We start from the raw sequence: 16,152 nt of genomic DNA, 5'->3' as shown, positions 1-16,152 counted from the left end.
AATTTTCAAAAAATTGGAAAAAAGTTGGAAGCCGTTGAAAAACAAACAAATTGCGAAGGACGGGCAGCGCCGCCGAGCCTGAGGCGCCGACGCCGCAATTGAGCCATCATTGCGCTGTCTATCTCCAGATCCCATTGCATGCTCAGAAGCGAGAGACAGAACCGCGGTTTAACGCTATCTGTTGCGGCGCGCTTCCTCTGGAGACCTGTTCCAAATTGCGTTCCGTTCCCTTCGGCGTCGTCCGATCGTCCCGCACTGGCAAACGTGGCTCATTCCTCGCCTCCATTGGCGCGGAGCCGCCGATTGACGCCCAGGGCGACAGGCTGGGCACGGAAAGCCAGCGGCGCGTCTCGCCGCGCTGGCTCGCGGGCACCGCGCTAACCGGCGTGATCGGCGCTGGCCTGCTGGGCGGCGCGATCTACGCCGCTTTCGATCGCGAGGCGAATTTCGCCGAGGCGCCGACGCGCGCCATTCTCGCCCGTCGCGAGCAGGCGGAAGATGCGAGCGTCAACCCCAAGAAGGGCGACCGCATTCTCAAGGCGGTGGATATTGTCGCGGCGAAACAGACGTTCAAGACGCCGACCGCGATCAAGGTCGGCGACAAGGAAGTGATGAAATCCCGCGCCTTTACCCGGGTTTCAACCACGCTCACCCTGACCGACACCGGGCTCGGCGCCGACGTCCCGAGTTTCAATCCGTTGAAGCTGCTCGCGGACTCCAACAATCCCGCGCCGGACGCGCCCGAGCCGGCGCCCGCGCAGGATGACGCCGAAGTCAGTTTCACCTCGAGCGATCTCTATACGGTTTCACTCGGCGCGCAGAGCGCATCGCTTTCCGTCGACGAGGTGCGCGCCCAGGTCGACGAGACCGTGAAAAGCGCGCAGAGCAGCGGCGCCCGCGCGCCGCTTCCCTTGCCGCCGCAACTCCTCCTGATGCGAACCAGCCGCGCGGCGCTCGAACTGGGCGGGCCGAGCCTCGGCTTCGGCGCGTCCAGCGGCGGCGCGACCAATTCGCCCTTTTCCGCCATCGAGGTCCGGATGGTGCCCGAAAATGTCACCATCGCCCCGCGAACCACGGCGCCTCAGTCCGATTCGGCCGGATCGCCGATGGCTTCGGACCGGCTGGTGGTGGCGCGGCGCGGCGAAAGCCTTGACGATATCCTTGCCGGAGCCGGAATCGGCAAAGACGTCACCGCCAACGTCAAGGCGTCGTTCCGCGGCGCCAATCTCGGCGACCTGCTGTCTGAAGGGCGACGGGTCAAACTATCCTTCGCCGAGACCGAGAAGAGCGACACGCCGGTCCTCGCCCGCCTCAGCGTCTATGACGCTGACAATCTCAAGGCGGCCGTCGCGCTCGCCGACGACGGGCGTTACCTGATGCTGGAAAGAGCGCCGACCGTTGCGAAAAAGGCCAAGCCCGCCAGCGACGACGATTCCGACGAGAGCGACGACGATTCCGGCATGCGGCTCTACAATTCCTTCTATGAGACGGCGCTGAAGCAGGAAATCCCCCATCCGATCATCGACCAGATGGTGCGGATCTTCGGCAATGATGTCGATTTTCAACGCGCCGTGTCAGCTGGCGATTCCATCGACGCATTTTATGAAGATGGCGACGACGCGGAGGGCGGCCATCCCGAACTGCTCTACGCCTCGATCACATCGCGCGGCGAAACCTATAAATATTACCGCTTCCAGTCGCCCGACGACCAGGGCGTCGACTATTTCGACCAGATCGGCCATTCGACGCGCAAATTCCTGCTGCGCAAGCCGATGGCCACCGGCGAATTCCGCTCGGGCTTCGGCGCCCGCTATCATCCGATCCTGCATTATACGCGACCGCATAATGGAGTGGACTGGGCCGCCCCTATCGGCACCCCGATCTTCGCCGCCGGCAATGGAATCATCCTCAAGGCCGGCTGGGATTCAGGCTATGGCCGGCGAGTCGAAATCGAACACGTCAACGGCTATGTGACGACCTATAATCATATGTCGCGGTTCGGGCGCGGCGTGACGGAAGGCGCCCATATCAATCAGGGCCAGATCGTCGGCTATCTCGGCGCGAGCGGCCTGGCGACCGGCCCGCACCTTCACTACGAAGTCGTCGTCAACGGCCATTTTGTCGATCCCATGCGCGTGAAGCTGGCGCGCACGCGCCAGGTCGATGGCAAGGCGCTCGCAGATTTCAAACGTGAACGCGACCGGATCGACGCCCTGATGGCCAAGGCGCCCAACGCGACCCGCGTCGCCGGACAATAATCCTTCTGACTTTTCCGTTTTTGCTGCCGGCATTAGCGTCAATCCTCGCGCCGCTCCGCGCCGACGCGGCCGGAGCCGAACGGCCGCGGGGCCAAAGCGGGCGCCAGGGCCGGCGCCAATTCCGGCAGGGACCGCCGCGAGCGCCGGACTCCAACCAGACGATAAAGCTGTTTCGTCGCCTCGACGATCAGGACGCCCGCGCCCGGCAGCGACAATTTTCCGCTCACGCGCTCGATCGCGGGGGCTAAACGCAGCAGGGTCGCGCGGTGCAGCGGCGGGGTATAGAGCGCTTCGCTCCAATAGACCGGCGAAAACAGGGTCTCGCGCATCAAGTCGAGCAGCTGGCCGCGCGAATACGGCCTTCCATGGCCAAAGGGCGTGGTGTCGAGCCGCGCCCAGAGGCCCGACCGGTTCGGGGCGACGACGATCAGCCGCCCGCCGGGCGTCAGCACCCGCCAGATCTCGGACAGCAATTCGCGCGGATGCTCGGCGTTTTCGAGCGCATGGGCGAGCAGGATGCGATCGACGCAGGCATCCGGCAGCGGCAGCATCGAATCGTCGATCAGGGCGGAGGCGGAAGGCCCGTAAGCCGGCCAGTTCACCACGCCCTGTTCGGCCGGCATCATCGCCAGCAGCCGGAGCGGCTGCCCCTCGAACAATTCGAGATAGGGCGTCGCATAGCCGAGGCCCACGATCGAAAGCCCCGTCACAGCCTCCCAGCGCTGGCGTAATATGCCGCCGACAAGGCGGCGGGTCGTCTCGCCGAGCGGCGAGGCGTAAAAGCTGCGCAAATCGGTGACATCAAGCGCCATGAGCCAAAATCGACCAAAACCGCCGCAAGAGCAAGAACAACGCGCAGGATCGTCCCGCGAGAATTTTCGGGGCGAAGTCGCGCCCCGCCTCGCCGATTGCGGTATGCCTGCGGCTGCGTCTCGGCTAGGTTTCGGGCTTCGGTCAGTTACATGGAAAGGAGTGGGACATGGCGCTCGAATTTCACCAGTTTCTTTGTCTTTCGGACAATTTTGGCCTGCTGGTCCACGACCCGGCCAGCGGCGCGACCGCGGCGCTCGACGCGCCCGAAGCAGGCCCCATTCTCGCCGCCCTGTCCGAAAAGGGCTGGATGCTGACGGATATCTGGCTGACCCATCACCATAACGACCATATCGACGCCGCCGGGGCGCTCAAGGCGCGCTATCCGCAGGCGCGGGTCGTAGGCGCGCGCAAGGATTCGCATCGCCTGCCGCCGCTCGATGTCGCGGTTGCGGAAGGCGACATGCTTCGACTGGGCGAGAGCGGCGCCATCGTGATGGAGACGCCCGGCCATACGCTCGGCCACCTCGCCTATTATTTCGAGGACGACGATGTCGTCGTTGTCGGCGACACCCTGTTTTCTCTGGGATGCGGCCGGGTCATGGAGGGCACCATGCCGATGATGCATGAGACGCTGATGCGTCTCGCCCGCCTTCCCGCCGAAACCCAGGTCTATTGCGGGCATGAATATACCCAGGCCAATGCGCGATTCGCTGTCGCCGTCGATCCGGACAATGTCCTGCTGACGGAACGCGTCCAGGAAGTGGACGAGCTGCGCGCTCGGGGCGCCTTCACGCTGCCGACCACGATCGCACGCGAGCTGGAAACGAACCCTTTTCTGCGCGCGGCAAACCCGCCTCTGCAGAAGGCGCTCGGCCTCGAAGGCGCCGATCCTGTCGAAATTTTTACAATATTGCGGGAACGCAAGAATCGGTTCTAGATTCTTCACGCTGCGATACGTGGAATTAACGCGCCGCCCGCCATGATTTGGCGGGCAATTCCCTGGTTCCGGAAGTTTAAAACGTGCAGCTTGGCTATTTGGCGTCCCGCTCCCTGAAAACCGCCATGCGGCAAGTCGCCTTGGGCGACGATGACGCATTGTCGCCAGAGGCGTCAGGCGACCTGAAGGCTCTGCAATCGCTGGCCGCCCGAGTCGCCGCCCGCCTCAGGCCCGAGGCCCATGGCGCGCCGGACCCGCGGGCGATCCTCGATTCGATCGGCCAGACCGTCTATGACTGGGATCTCCATACCGACCGCATCCAGTGGGGGCCGAACGCCGCCGCCGTGCTGGGCGTCAAGAAGATCGAATCGATCCAGACCGGCCGCGCTTATGCCGACTGGCTGTCGCACGACAGCGAAAGCTCGCGTTTCGACGTGATTTCCCGATCCACCGCGACCGACGAGGGCGCGGGCGTCCCGTTCCAGATTTGCTACGGACTGATTCCCCCGGACGGGCCGCGCGACGCGACGGTCTGGATCGACGACGCGGGACGCTGGTTCGCCGGGCCCGACGGCAAGCCGGCGCGCGCGCATGGCCTGGTCCGCGTGATCACCGACCGCTACAAGCAGGAACGCCAATTGGCGCTGAAAGCGCGCTTCGACGCCCTGACCGGCGCGTTGAACCGCGCTTGCCTGCTGGAGCTGACAGCCAATTTCTACGACCAGGCCGCCCGGCGCAAACAATCCTTCGCCGCGCTTCTGATCAGCGTCGACAATCTTTTCGTCCTGAACCGGACCCACGGTTACGACATCGCCGACCAGATGCTGGCCGGCCTCGCCCAGCGCCTGCGCGCCAATTGCCGGGAGCGCGACCTTCTGGCGCGCTACGCCGGCAATAAATTCGCCGTCGTGCTTGAAAATTGCGACGCGGCGGAAATGGCGGCGGCTGCGGAGCGTTTCGTCGAGATCGCCGCCGCCGCTCCTTTCGAGACCACGGTCGGCCCGGCGCCTCTGTCGCTACGCGTCGGCGGCGTCGTGGCGCCGCGCAACGGCCGCGCGGCGCATGTCCTGTTCCAGCACGCCGAGGAGGCGCTTGACCTCGCCCGCCAGCCGGGGGCCTCGCGCTTCGTCGCCTATGAACCTTCGCTCGCCCGCGACGATGCGCGCATGCGCGCGCTGAAGATCTCGGATGAAATCGTCTCCGCGCTGAACAGCGACCGCATCCTCATCGCCCTTCAGCCAATTGTCGACGCTCCGAGCGGCGAACCCGCCATGTTCGAGGCGCTGATGCGACTGCGGCGTTCGGACGGATCGCTCGCGGCCCCGGCCGCCGTGCTGCCGACCGCCGAAAAAGCCGGCCTCATTCAGATGATCGACCAGCGCGTGCTGGAGCTGGCCCTGAAAAAGCTTCAGGACCATCCCGAGATGCGCATCGCCGTCAATATGTCGGGCCAGACCCTCCACGAGCCGGATTTCATCTCGCGGTTCCGCACCCTGCTCGGCGCCGACGACGACCTGGCGCGCCGCCTGACCGTAGAACTCACCGAAACCTGCGTCATCGCTGATGTCGAGGCCACCGCCGACGCGATCGCCGCGCTCCAGCACTTCGGAACGAAAGTGGCTATGGACGATTTCGGCTCCGGCCATACCTCGTTCAAGAACCTGCGCCGGCTCAATGTCGATCTCGTGAAGATCGACGGCGCCTTCGTACAGAACCTTTCGCGCTCGGTGGACGATCGCTTCTTCGTGCGCACGCTGATCGACCTTGCGCGCCATATCGGCATTCCGATCGTGGCCGAGTGGGTCGAGGACGGCGAAACCGCCAAGATCCTGCGCGACTGGGGCGTCGAATTTCTCCAGGGGGACTATTTCGCCGCCGCGCGGGTCGCCCCGGCGGATATGCACGGCGGGAATTACGTCCCGTCCTGATCCCGGCCGGGACCGGCGCCGTTATTCCTTCTTGGCGATATTGTCGATGCGCTTCTGCATTTCCGCCAGCTGTGCGCGCATTTCGCTCAGATCGTCCGTGGATTTGCCCGCGGGCGCCGCCGCCTTGCCGGCTTCGCCGATGGCGCCGCCCATGGGAGCGCCGAAGGGCGAGAACATGTCCAGAGCTTCGTGGAACATGGCCATGTTCTTGCGCGCCTGCTCCTCCATCGTCTGGAACATCTGCCGCGTAGGCGTGGCGAGCGGGTTGCCGCTCATCGCGATATCCAGCTGCTCGCGGAACTTTTGGCTGTCCTTGGTGAGTCGCTCGATCGAGAATTCGAGATAGCTGGGCACGAACATCTGCATGCTGTCGCCATAGAAACGGATCAGCTGGCGGAGGAAACGGATCGGCAGCAAGTTCTGCCCCGTCTTTCCTTCCTGCTCGAAGATGATCTGGGCGAGAACCGAGCGTGTTATTTCGTCGCCGCTCTTGGCGTCATAGACGACGAAGTCCTCGCCGTGCTTCACCATTTCGGCCAGATCATCCAGGGTCACATAAGCGCTGGCGCCGGTATTATAGAGACGGCGGTTCGCATATTTCTTGATGGTGACGGGTTTTTTTTCGTTGGTCATTATTCATTCCCATGCCCGGCGGCGATGTCGCACTGCAAGTCGCCCTTGAAATTGGCTCCTGCAGCCCGCGCTTCCAGTCCGCCCTCCCTTCCGGACGTCAGGCGTGGCCCGCGTTTCCGGCGAGAACGACGATAACGCCCGTTGGCGCAAAGGCAAAGCGACTTCTTCTTCAATACTTCGTCTCCGGCGAAGGCCCTACAACCAAAAGAGCATAATTTGAACCGCCTGACGCCTTGACCGCGCACGCGCCAAAATGGTCAAACTAGCCGCCAAGTCGCCAGGTCCATCACGCCCATGGGGCGCCAGGCGACATTCCGGAGGATTTTGCATGTCGACCGATGTCGTGATCGTTTCCGCCGCCCGCACCGCGGTGGGCTCCTTCGCCGGAGCGTTTGCCAATGTTCAGGCCTTTGAACTGGGCGCCGCCGCTGTCAAGGCCGCCCTGGAGCGCGCCAAAGTCGCTGGCGACGAAGTGGATGAAGTCATCCTCGGCCAGGTTCTCTCGGCCAACCAGGGCCAGAACCCCGCCCGCCAGGCCGCTATGAAGGCCGGCATCCCGCAGGAAAAGACCGCCTGGGGCCTGAACCAGCTCTGCGGCTCCGGCCTGCGCTCCGTCGCGCTCGGCCTGCAGCAGATCGCCAATGGCGACGCCAACATCATCGTCGCCGGCGGCATGGAGAACATGACGCTCGCGCCGCACGTCGCCTTCCTGCGCAATGGCGTGAAGATGGGCGACCTGAAATTCCTTGACACCATGCTGCGCGACGGCCTGACCGACGCCTTCCACGGCTATCACATGGGAACGACGGCGGAAAATATCGCCACCAAGTTCCAGATCACTCGCGAAGAGCAGGACAAGTTCGCCACCGCCTCGCAGAACAAGGCGGAAGCCGCCAAGAAGGCCGGCAAGTTCAAGGACGAGATCGTTCCCTTCACGATTTCGACCAAGAAGGGGGACATCGTCGTCGACACCGACGAGTTCATCCGCGACGGCGTCACCTACGATCAGCTCGCCAAGCTGCGCCCCGCCTTCAGCAAGGAAGGCACCGTGACGGCTGGCAACGCCTCGGGCATCAATGACGGCGGCGCCGCCCTCGTGCTGATGACCGCCGCGGAAGCCTCCAAGCGCGGCCTGACCCCGCTGGCGCGCGTCGCCTCCTGGGCGACCGCCGGCGTCGATCCGGCCATCATGGGCACGGGCCCGATTCCCTCCGTCCGCAAGGCTCTCGCCAAGGCCGGCTGGAACATCCAGGACCTCGACCTGATCGAAGCCAATGAGGCTTTCGCGGCGCAGGCCATCTCGGTCAACCGGGAACTGGGCTGGGATACGACCAAGGTGAATGTCAATGGCGGCGCCATCGCCATCGGCCATCCGATCGGCGCTTCCGGCGCCCGCGTCCTCGTCACCCTGCTGCACGAAATGCAGAAGCGCGACTCCAAGAAGGGCGTCGCCACCCTGTGCATCGGCGGCGGCATGGGCGTCGCCCTGGCCGTCGAACGCTGATCTCAACGCAACATCGGCGCCGGCCGCGATAGCCCGTCGAAAGGCAGGCGTCGTCGACGCTTTTTGGCGCGGCCGGCGCCTTTTCGTCGCAACACACAGAATAACAAGGGGGAAACATGTCTCGAGTCGCAATCGTCACCGGCGGAACGCGCGGCATCGGCGCCGCCATCTCGAAGGCGCTGAAGGCCGCCGGCTACAAGGTCGCCGCCAGCTATGCCGGCAATGACGAAGCCGCCAAGGCTTTCAACGCCGAAACCGGCATCCATGTCTACAAGTGGGACGTGTCCGACTACGACGCCTGCGCCGCCGGCATCGCCAAGGTCGAAGCCGAACTGGGTCCCGTCGAGGTGCTGGTCAACAATGCCGGCATCACCAAGGACGGCATGTTCCACAAGATGACCAAGGACCAGTGGTACGGCGTCATCAACACCAATCTGAACTCGCTGTTCAACATGACCCGCCCGGTGTGGGAAGGCATGCGCGCCCGCAAGTTCGGCCGCGTCGTCTGCATCTCCTCGGTCAATGGCCAGAAGGGCCAGATGGGCCAGGTGAACTATTCCGCCGCCAAGGCCGGCGACATCGGCTTCGTCAAGGCCCTGGCCCAGGAAGGCGCCAAGGCCGGCATCACCGTCAACGCCATCTGCCCCGGCTATATCGCCACTGAAATGGTCAAGGCGATCGACCCGGCGGTGGTCGAGAAGGCGATTCTGCCGCATATCCCCGTCGGCCGTCTCGGCGAGCCGGAGGAAATCGCCCGCGCGGTTGTCTTCCTCGTCGCCGACGACGCGGCCTTCATCACCGGCTCGACCCTTTCGGCCAATGGCGGCCAGTACATGATCTGATGGGATTTCGCGGGCGGCGTTCCTCTGCGCGACGCCCGCGAATACAACTGCACGGCGATATCGCCGTGAAATAAAATCGACTAGACAGCTTGACGGTCGGGATTCTCCCGGCCGTCTTTTTTGTGCAGGTCTCCGAAAGATGAGCTTCCGAGTCTGGGCGGTCCGCGCGGGCGGCGACAGCGAAGCCGATCCGCTTTTCATCGAGAATGGCCAGATTGCCGTCAGCTTCCGCGACGTCAACAAGGATGTCAGCGCCTTGCCTGCGCAAAGATCGGCCTTCAAGGACGCCTTCGCCCAGAACGGCGAAGCGAAGCCGAGCGCGATCCCGGCCCAGGCCGGCCAATTGTTCCGCTTCGTGCATGAGATGAAGATTGGCGACCGCGTGATCTATCCGCGCAAGATCGACCGAACCTTGCTTTGGGGCGAAATCGCCACGCCCTATATTTACGACCGGACCAATAATCCGGACTTTCCGCACCGGCGCCGCGTGCGCTGGATGGCCTCGCTCAGCCGCGACGTCTTTTCGCAAGGCGCGCTCTATGAGCTGGGCTCGGTCCTGACGCCGTTCGAGGTGCGCAATTTCGCCGCGGAATTCATCCGCCGCTTCGAGCCGCCGTCAGGCGCCGGACCGCAGAAGTCATCGGCGCCCAATGACGATGAGACCGAGGCTCGCGTCGCGCGCGACATCGCGGAGACGACCAAGGATTTTATTTCCAAGCGCATCAAGACCGACCTGAAGGGCTTTCCGCTGGAGCCCTTCGTTGCCGACCTGTTCCGCGCCATGGGTTATAATGCGCACGCCACCCGCGCTGTGCGCGACGATGGCATTGACGTCGTCGCCCATCGCGACGAACTCGGGATCGAGCCGCCGATCCTCAAGATTCAGGTCAAGGCGCATGAGGGCAATGTCGGCCCCGATCTGGTCAAGGCCTTCTATGCGATGATCCATGACCGCGACGTCGGGATCTTCATCACCACCGGCGGCTATACCGCGGCCGCGCAAAATTTCGCCGCCGCCAAGGGCAATCTGAAGCTGGTCGACGGCGTCGAATTCGTCAGTCTGATCGAGAAATATTACGACGGGCTCGATCTGAAATTCCGTAAGCAGATCCCGCTGCGCCGCATGCTGGTGCCGGATGTCCTGCCCGATCAATAGATCTATTTCTCCTTGACCGCGACTTGTCGTGGTCAAGGACCCCTCGCATCAGCTCGGCGGCGCAGTCGCGCCTAGCCAAGCCTCACATGTCACAACATGTGACATGTGAGGCTTGGTATAATACCCAATGACAAAAGGCCGGCGAAGCGCCGGCCTTTAAATCTCGACGAGCTTTTCGGCTCAGTCTTCGGCGGACTTGACCGTCAGGATCTGACGTCCCTTGTACATGCCGGTCTTCAGATCGATGTGATGGGGACGGCGCAGTTCGCCCGAGTCCTTGTCCTCGACATAGGTCGGGGCGGCGATGGCGTCGGCCGAGCGGCGGAAGCCGCGCTTCATCGGCGAGGTTTTTCTTTTCGGAACAGCCATTTCAAAACTCCGGTCCGGCCGCGGCGTCCGTCCGGAAATGGTCAGGGGCGCGCGGGGAAATTCAAGAACGGGTCTCATACAGGCAAAAACCCGAAAAGACTAGCCCGCCGGGTAAAAAAGCGCGGGCGCCGGCGTCACGCAAACAGATCGAGCTCGAACGCCCCGGGGACATGGCGTGGCGGACGGCGTGGCGCGACGAGAATGGCGTCGCCGCGCAAGGCGCATGGCGCGAGCCGCGGATGGGAGGCGAGCCAGACCCGCGCCGCGCGGGAAATGCGCGCAATCTTGCGCGCATCGATCGCCATCTGGGCCGCCTCGAATTCGGGCCGCGCCTTGACCTCGACAAAGACCAGCAGATCGCCCCGCCGGGCGATCACGTCGATCTCGCCGCCCGAAGCCGCATAGTTTCGCGCCAGAATGCGAAAAAATTTCAGGCGCAGCCACAGGGCCGCCAGCGCCTCCGCCCGCAGGCCGAAAACGCGCGCGGAACGGCGGCGGCTCATTCGCTCTCGCCTTGGCCTTTGGCCCTGGACTCGCCGGATAGCTCCAGCGCCCGGGCATAGACTTTTCGACGCGACTGTCCCGTGTCGGCGGAAACGACGCTTGCGGCGTCCTTGAGCGAGAATTTCTGCAACGCCGCGCGGATCTTGTCATCGAGCGCGGCGCCATCGAGCGCCGGAGCGTCTTCCCCAGGCGGCGCCACCAGCAGCACGATTTCGCCCTTGGGCGGCCCGTCGCGCTCGTAATCAGCCGCCAAAACATCCAGCGCGCCCCGGCGCACCGATTCGTAATGCTTGGTCAGTTCGCGCGCGACCGCCGCCTGGCGCGGGCCGAGCACTGCGGCGAGATCGGCCAGCGTCTCCGCCAGCCGCCGCGCGGATTCGAATAGCACCAGCGTGCCGGGAATGGACGCCAGCTCCGCGATGCGGGCGCGGCGCGCGCCGCTCTTGGCCGGCAGGAAGCCCTCAAAGAAGAAACGATCCGTCGGCAGGCCGGCGATGACCAGCGCCGCCAGAACGGCGGAGGGTCCGGGCGCCGAAGTGACCGGGATTCCGGCCGCGACCGCCTCGCCGACCAGCTTGAAGCCCGGATCGGACACCAGAGGGGTGCCGGCGTCGGAAATCAGGGCGAGCCTTTCGCCCTTTTGCAGCCGGGCGAGCAAAAGAGGCCGCATCTGTTCGGCGTTATGCTCGTGATAGGCGACCAGCGGCGTCGCAATGCCGTAATGAGCGAGAAGGTTGCGGCTGACACGGGTGTCCTCGGCGATCACGGCGTCGGCGGCGGCCAGCGTCGCCAGAGCACGCAAGGTGATGTCGCGCAGATTTCCGATCGGCGTCGCCACGACATGCAGGCCGGGCGCGATGGGTTCGGCCTCGGCGCGAAGGCCGAAGGCGACGAAAGACGCCGGCAGGGAGGGCGAGGAAGGCTCCGGATGCGCCATGGGCGCGCCTTTCGTTCTATAAAAATAACGATCGTTCTGTTTATAGAACGAGGTATAGATCAGGAGCCTCGCCCTCGCAAGCGATCCGGACCGCGCGCCGATAGGCGATGTTGCCAGATCCTGCGCCTATGCCGTAAGACAGGACTGGATGGGTCTGTCAAGCCGCTCGCCGGCCGGGAGCCTCAGACGCCGCAAACCGGACGAAGGAATTGCGCGCCGCAAAAGGGCGTCGCAAAGGGCGCCGAACGAGGCCGCGGAGAAAGAATTGCGCATACCGACAGATCAATTTGCCGCCGCGCGGCGTTCTTTCCTGCGGGTCGCCTTGCTGGGGAGCGCCGCCGCGCTTTCCGCCTGTTCGCTGACCGGACCCGGCCCCGGCCCCCGGGAAGACGCCGGCGCGCCCAATCCGAATTCGGCTCCCGCAACTGGCTCCGAGACGCTCGGCAATGGTCCGGTCAAAGTCGCGCTCGTCCTGCCGCTGACGCAGGGTTCGGGCGCGAGCGTCGTCGGCGTCTCGATGCGCAACGCGGCGGAGCTGGCGATTTCCGAAGCCGGCGCCAATGACATCACCTTGCTGGTCCGCGACGACCGCTCCACGCCCGGGGGCGCCCGCGAGGCGACGCAGACCGCGATCAGTCAGGGCGCCGAGCTGATTCTCGGACCGCTATTCGCGGGCGACGTGCGCGCGGCGGCGGAAGTCGCCAAGGGCGCCGGCAAGCCGGTCATCGCCTTTTCAACCGATCTCTCCACGGCCTCGCGCGGGGTCTATCTGCTGTCCTTCCTGGTCGAGAATTACGTCGACCGGATCGTCGAATTCGCCGCCAGCAAGGGCAAAAAATCCATCGCCGTGCTCGCGCCGGAGAATGATTACGCCAATGTCGCCACCGGCGCGCTGCAACAGGCGGCGGCGCGGCGCGATATCCGCGTCGCCCTGATCGAGCGCTACAAGGCGGGCGGCGTCGCGGCCTCGGCCGCCAATATCGGCGCGCTCGGCGCCCAGATCGATTGCCTGTTCATCCCCGAACAGGCGGCGGCCATGCCGGAGGTTGCGCGCGCGCTGACCGCCAGCAAGATCGACCCCCGCGCGGTCCAGATTCTCGGCACCGGACTGTGGAACGACGCCCGCGTCCTCGGCCTGCCCGCGCTGCAGGGCGCCTGGTTCGCCACGCCCGAGAACGCCGGCTTCGCCGCCTTCGCCCAGCGTTACCGCGCCAAATTCGGCTCCGATCCGACGCGTGTGGCGACTTTGGCCTATGATTCCGTCTCGCTGGCGGCGGCGCTGGCGCGCACGCAGGGTCCGCGGCGCTTCAGCGAGGAAGTTCTGACCAATCCGACCGGCTTCAATGGCGCCGACGGCGTGTTCCGCTTCAAGCCGGACGGCAGCAATGAACGCGGCCTCGCCGTCGTCCAGATCAACAATGGGACGACCACGGTGATCAGCCCCGCCCCGCGCACGTTGTGACCCAACGGGAAAAGCGCTTTCTCCCGCCGTTTCGCCTGATTTTCCGTTATGATGGCGGCCAACGAATCATGGCGCGCGCGGATATGGCGCGGCGCGCGACAATTTTGACCGAGGGACATCCGCATTGACTGCCGCAAACGAAATCACTCCGGAGCTCGTCCAGGAAGAATACGGCGCCGGATCGATCAAGGTTTTGCGTGGGCTCGACGCGGTGCGTAAACGCCCCGGCATGTATATCGGCGACACCGATGACGGCTCGGGTCTGCACCACATGGTCTATGAGGTGGTGGACAACGCCATCGACGAGACGCTCGCCGGCCACGCCACGCTCGTCACGGTTACGCTGAACGCCGACGGCTCCTGCACGGTTACGGACAACGGGCGCGGCATTCCGACCGGCCTGCACCCGGAGGAAGGCGTTTCCGCCGCCGAGGTCATCATGACCCAGCTCCACGCCGGCGGAAAATTCGACCAGAATTCCTACAAGGTCTCCGGCGGCCTGCATGGCGTCGGCGTGTCGGTCGTCAACGCCTTGTCCTCGAAGCTGGACCTGCGCATCTGGCGCGACGGGCTGGAGCACGAGATCCATTTCGCCCATGGCGACGCCGTCGCGCCGCTGGTGGTGGTCGGCCCGGCGCCCCTCGTCGACGGCAAGCCGAAGCGCGGCACGGAAGTGACCTTCCTGCCGAGCACCGAAACATTCACCCATGTCGATTTCGATTACGCCACCATCGAGCATAGGCTGCGGGAGCTGGCCTTCCTCAATTCCGGTGTGCATATCGTCCTCACCGACGCACGCCATTCCGAGATCAAGACCGAAGATCTCTTCTACGAAGGCGGCTTGGAAGCTTTCGTGCGCTATCTCGACCGCGCCAAGTCGCCGCTGCTCGGCAAGCCGGTGCAGGTGCGCGGCGAACGCGACGGCATCGCCGTCGAGGTTGCGCTGTGGTGGAACGATTCCTATCACGAGAACGTGCTGGTCTTCACCAACAACATCCCGCAGCGCGACGGCGGCACCCATCTCGCCGGCTTCCGCGCCGCGCTGACGCGGCAGGTCAACGGCTATGCCGAAAGCTCCGGCCTCGCCAAGAAGGAAAAGGTCGATCTCACCGGCGACGATTGCCGCGAGGGCCTGACCTGCGTGGTTTCGGTGAAGGTCCCGGACCCGAAATTCTCCTCGCAGACCAAGGACAAGCTGGTTTCGTCCGAGGTGCGGCCTGTCGTCGAGGGCGTCGTCAACGAGGCGCTCGGGCGTTGGCTGGAGGAACATCCCGGCGAAGCCAAGACCGTGGTCGGCAAGGTGGTCGAGGCGGCTTCCGCCCGCGAGGCCGCGCGCAAGGCCCGCGAGCTGACCCGGCGCAAGGGCGCGCTGGACGTCGCCAACCTGCCCGGCAAGCTCGCCGATTGCCAGGAACGCGACCCGGCCAAGGCCGAACTTTTCATCGTCGAGGGCGATTCGGCGGGCGGCTCGGCCAAGCAGGGCCGCGCGCGTGAATTTCAGGCTGTCCTGCCGTTGCGCGGCAAAATCCTCAATGTCGAGCGCGCGCGTTTCGACAAGATGCTTTCGAGCGAGCAGATCGGCACGCTCATCACGGCGCTCGGCGCCGGCATCGGCCATGACGAATTCAATCTGGACAAGCTGCGCTATCACAAGATCATCGTGATGACCGACGCCGACGTGGACGGCTCCCACATCCGCACCTTGCTGCTCACCTTCTTCTACCGCCAGATGCGGCCGCTGATCGACAGCGGCTATCTCTATATCGCCCAGCCGCCGCTCTATAAGGTCAAGCGCGGCTCGTCCGAGCAATATCTCAAGGACGAGAAGGCGATGGAGGATTATCTGATCGGCAATGGCGTCGAAGGCGCCATTCTGCGCCTGCCCTCGGGCGAAGAGCGCGCCGGCGGCGATCTCCGCGCCCTGGTCGAGGAAGCGCGGCTGACGCGCTACGTGTTGGCGCAATTGCACAATCGCTATAACCGCGCCGCCGTCGAACAGGCCGCGATCGCGGGCGCGCTTAAGCCGCTTTCCACCATCGGCGAGGAAGAAGCGGCGGCGCGGGCGCAGGAAATCGCGGCGCGGCTGAACGCTCTGGCGGATGAGACCGAACGCGGCTGGGAAGGCCGTTCCGAAAATGGCGGCTATGTGCTGGTGCGCGAATTGCGCGGCGTCAAGCAGGCGCTGACGCTCGACGCCGGACTGCTCGCCTCGGCGGAAGCGCGGCGGCTCGACGAGCGCGCCGCGAGCCTGCGCCAGACCTATTCGACCCCCGCCCTGCTGCTGCGTCGTGGCGACGAAAGCCGCATCAGCGGGCCGACGACCCTGCTGGAAGCCATACTCGCCGCCGGCGGCAAGGGCGTGACCCAACAGCGTTACAAAGGCCTTGGCGAGATGAACCCGGAACAGCTCTGGGAGACGACGCTCGACCGCAACGCCCGCTCGCTGCTTCAAGTCAAGATCAAGGAAGGCGACGAGGCCGAAGACCTTTTCGTCAAGCTGATGGGCGACGTCGTCGAGCCCCGGCGCGAATTCATCCAGGACAACGCCCTGAACGTCGCCAATCTCGACGTTTGATCGGGAGACTGTCAGACGCCAGTTTTGCGGAAGCCGAACGGATTTTCGGCATCTCCGGCGTGGGGGGAGCTGACGGTGCTGATCGGCTAGTTCGCGACGATCTGCCGGGCGATGAATGGCGCCGGCGCGCCCGGCCCGGGAACATGGCCGGCCTTGCAGCCAACGCCCGCCTGACGCGCGCCAGCGTCTTTGCCATATTCCGGCTAATTCATTGAACCTCCGCCCGGATCCGCA

At 64.7% G+C, this 16,152-nt stretch carries 13 protein-coding genes; 8 read left to right on the top strand and 5 right to left on the bottom strand.

What is annotated here, in order from left to right:
- Positions 1-215: 215 nt before the first annotated feature.
- On the top strand, positions 216-2,258 hold the full coding sequence (locus tag QM467_RS10095) for a M23 family metallopeptidase (protein ID WP_283366180.1): 2,043 nt from the start codon (positions 216-218) through the stop codon (positions 2,256-2,258).
- Between the two features lie 38 nt (positions 2,259-2,296).
- Here the strand turns inward: QM467_RS10095 and QM467_RS10090 are convergent, their stop codons facing one another.
- Entirely contained in the window at positions 2,297-3,070 is a 774-nt protein-coding gene (locus QM467_RS10090; RefSeq protein WP_283366179.1) for a methyltransferase domain-containing protein, read from the bottom strand.
- Positions 3,071-3,237: 167 nt separating this feature from the next.
- Between QM467_RS10090 and gloB the strand changes: the two genes are divergently transcribed.
- Positions 3,238-4,008, top strand: a complete 771-nt coding sequence (gloB, locus tag QM467_RS10085; protein ID WP_283366178.1) for a hydroxyacylglutathione hydrolase — start codon at positions 3,238-3,240, stop codon at positions 4,006-4,008.
- 125 nt (positions 4,009-4,133) lie between these two features.
- Positions 4,134-5,936 (top strand): bifunctional diguanylate cyclase/phosphodiesterase, encoded by a 1,803-nt coding sequence (locus QM467_RS10080; protein WP_283366177.1) that lies wholly within the window; start codon positions 4,134-4,136, stop codon positions 5,934-5,936.
- Positions 5,937-5,957: 21 nt separating this feature from the next.
- Here QM467_RS10080 and phaR read toward each other — a convergent pair whose 3' ends face one another.
- Positions 5,958-6,569, bottom strand: coding sequence for a polyhydroxyalkanoate synthesis repressor PhaR (gene phaR, locus QM467_RS10075; RefSeq protein ID WP_283366176.1), 612 nt, complete (start codon positions 6,567-6,569; stop codon positions 5,958-5,960).
- A gap of 328 nt (positions 6,570-6,897) precedes the next feature.
- Between phaR and QM467_RS10070 the strand changes: the two genes are divergently transcribed.
- The 3 genes from QM467_RS10070 to QM467_RS10060 all read left to right on the top strand — a co-directional run bounded on the left by QM467_RS10070 (position 6,898) and on the right by QM467_RS10060 (position 10,071).
- Positions 6,898-8,073, top strand: coding sequence for an acetyl-CoA C-acetyltransferase (locus QM467_RS10070; protein ID WP_283366175.1), 1,176 nt, complete (start codon positions 6,898-6,900; stop codon positions 8,071-8,073).
- 116 nt (positions 8,074-8,189) lie between these two features.
- Positions 8,190-8,915: an acetoacetyl-CoA reductase gene (gene phbB / locus QM467_RS10065; protein WP_283366174.1), complete on the top strand. Its 726-nt coding sequence runs from the start codon at positions 8,190-8,192 to the stop codon at positions 8,913-8,915.
- Between the two features lie 139 nt (positions 8,916-9,054).
- Positions 9,055-10,071: a restriction endonuclease gene (locus QM467_RS10060; RefSeq protein WP_283366173.1), complete on the top strand. Its 1,017-nt coding sequence runs from the start codon at positions 9,055-9,057 to the stop codon at positions 10,069-10,071.
- Between the two features lie 180 nt (positions 10,072-10,251).
- Here the strand turns inward: QM467_RS10060 and rpmF are convergent, their stop codons facing one another.
- From rpmF to rsmI, 3 genes are all read right to left on the bottom strand, one after another.
- Positions 10,252-10,440, bottom strand: coding sequence for a 50S ribosomal protein L32 (gene rpmF / locus QM467_RS10055; protein WP_283366172.1), 189 nt, complete (start codon positions 10,438-10,440; stop codon positions 10,252-10,254).
- A gap of 134 nt (positions 10,441-10,574) precedes the next feature.
- Positions 10,575-10,943, bottom strand: a complete 369-nt coding sequence (locus QM467_RS10050) for a YraN family protein (RefSeq protein WP_283366171.1) — start codon at positions 10,941-10,943, stop codon at positions 10,575-10,577.
- On the bottom strand, positions 10,940-11,881 hold the full coding sequence (gene rsmI, locus QM467_RS10045; RefSeq protein WP_283366170.1) for a 16S rRNA (cytidine(1402)-2'-O)-methyltransferase: 942 nt from the start codon (positions 11,879-11,881) through the stop codon (positions 10,940-10,942). The genes QM467_RS10050 and rsmI overlap by 4 nt, the downstream gene beginning before the upstream one ends.
- Positions 11,882-12,146: 265 nt before the next feature.
- Between rsmI and QM467_RS10040 the strand changes: the two genes are divergently transcribed.
- Positions 12,147-13,343 carry a penicillin-binding protein activator gene (locus QM467_RS10040; protein ID WP_446737759.1) on the top strand — a complete coding sequence of 399 codons (1,197 nt, stop codon included), beginning with the start codon at positions 12,147-12,149 and terminating at the stop codon, positions 13,341-13,343.
- A 124-nt stretch (positions 13,344-13,467) separates the two neighbouring features.
- The gene (gyrB, locus tag QM467_RS10035; RefSeq protein WP_283366169.1) at positions 13,468-15,918 is read left to right on the top strand and encodes a DNA topoisomerase (ATP-hydrolyzing) subunit B; all 2,451 of its coding nucleotides are present in this window, start codon (positions 13,468-13,470) and stop codon (positions 15,916-15,918) included.
- The last annotated feature ends 234 nt before the right edge of the window (positions 15,919-16,152 follow it).

Source organism: Rhodoblastus sp. 17X3 (genome assembly GCF_030056575.1).
GTDB lineage: Bacteria > Pseudomonadota > Alphaproteobacteria > Rhizobiales > Beijerinckiaceae > Rhodoblastus.
The sequence above is the reverse complement of the archived record's forward strand: the minus strand, read 5'-3'. Positions and strand labels throughout refer to the sequence as shown.

Excerpts from the sequence above, each read along its gene's own strand:
- QM467_RS10070 (WP_283366175.1), top strand. The coding sequence starts at position 6,898 with ATGTCGACCGATGTCGTGATCGTTTCCGCCGCCCGCACCGCGGTGGGC.
- QM467_RS10080 (WP_283366177.1), top strand. The coding sequence starts at position 4,134 with ATGCGGCAAGTCGCCTTGGGCGACGATGACGCATTGTCGCCAGAGGCG.
- QM467_RS10060 (WP_283366173.1), top strand. The coding sequence starts at position 9,055 with ATGAGCTTCCGAGTCTGGGCGGTCCGCGCGGGCGGCGACAGCGAAGCC.
- gloB (WP_283366178.1), top strand. The coding sequence starts at position 3,238 with ATGGCGCTCGAATTTCACCAGTTTCTTTGTCTTTCGGACAATTTTGGC.
- QM467_RS10090 (WP_283366179.1), bottom strand. The coding sequence starts at position 3,070 with ATGGCGCTTGATGTCACCGATTTGCGCAGCTTTTACGCCTCGCCGCTC.
- rpmF (WP_283366172.1), bottom strand. The coding sequence starts at position 10,440 with ATGGCTGTTCCGAAAAGAAAAACCTCGCCGATGAAGCGCGGCTTCCGC.
- phaR (WP_283366176.1), bottom strand. The coding sequence starts at position 6,569 with ATGACCAACGAAAAAAAACCCGTCACCATCAAGAAATATGCGAACCGC.
- rsmI (WP_283366170.1), bottom strand. The coding sequence starts at position 11,881 with ATGGCGCATCCGGAGCCTTCCTCGCCCTCCCTGCCGGCGTCTTTCGTC.
- QM467_RS10050 (WP_283366171.1), bottom strand. The coding sequence starts at position 10,943 with ATGAGCCGCCGCCGTTCCGCGCGCGTTTTCGGCCTGCGGGCGGAGGCG.
- phbB (WP_283366174.1), top strand. The coding sequence starts at position 8,190 with ATGTCTCGAGTCGCAATCGTCACCGGCGGAACGCGCGGCATCGGCGCC.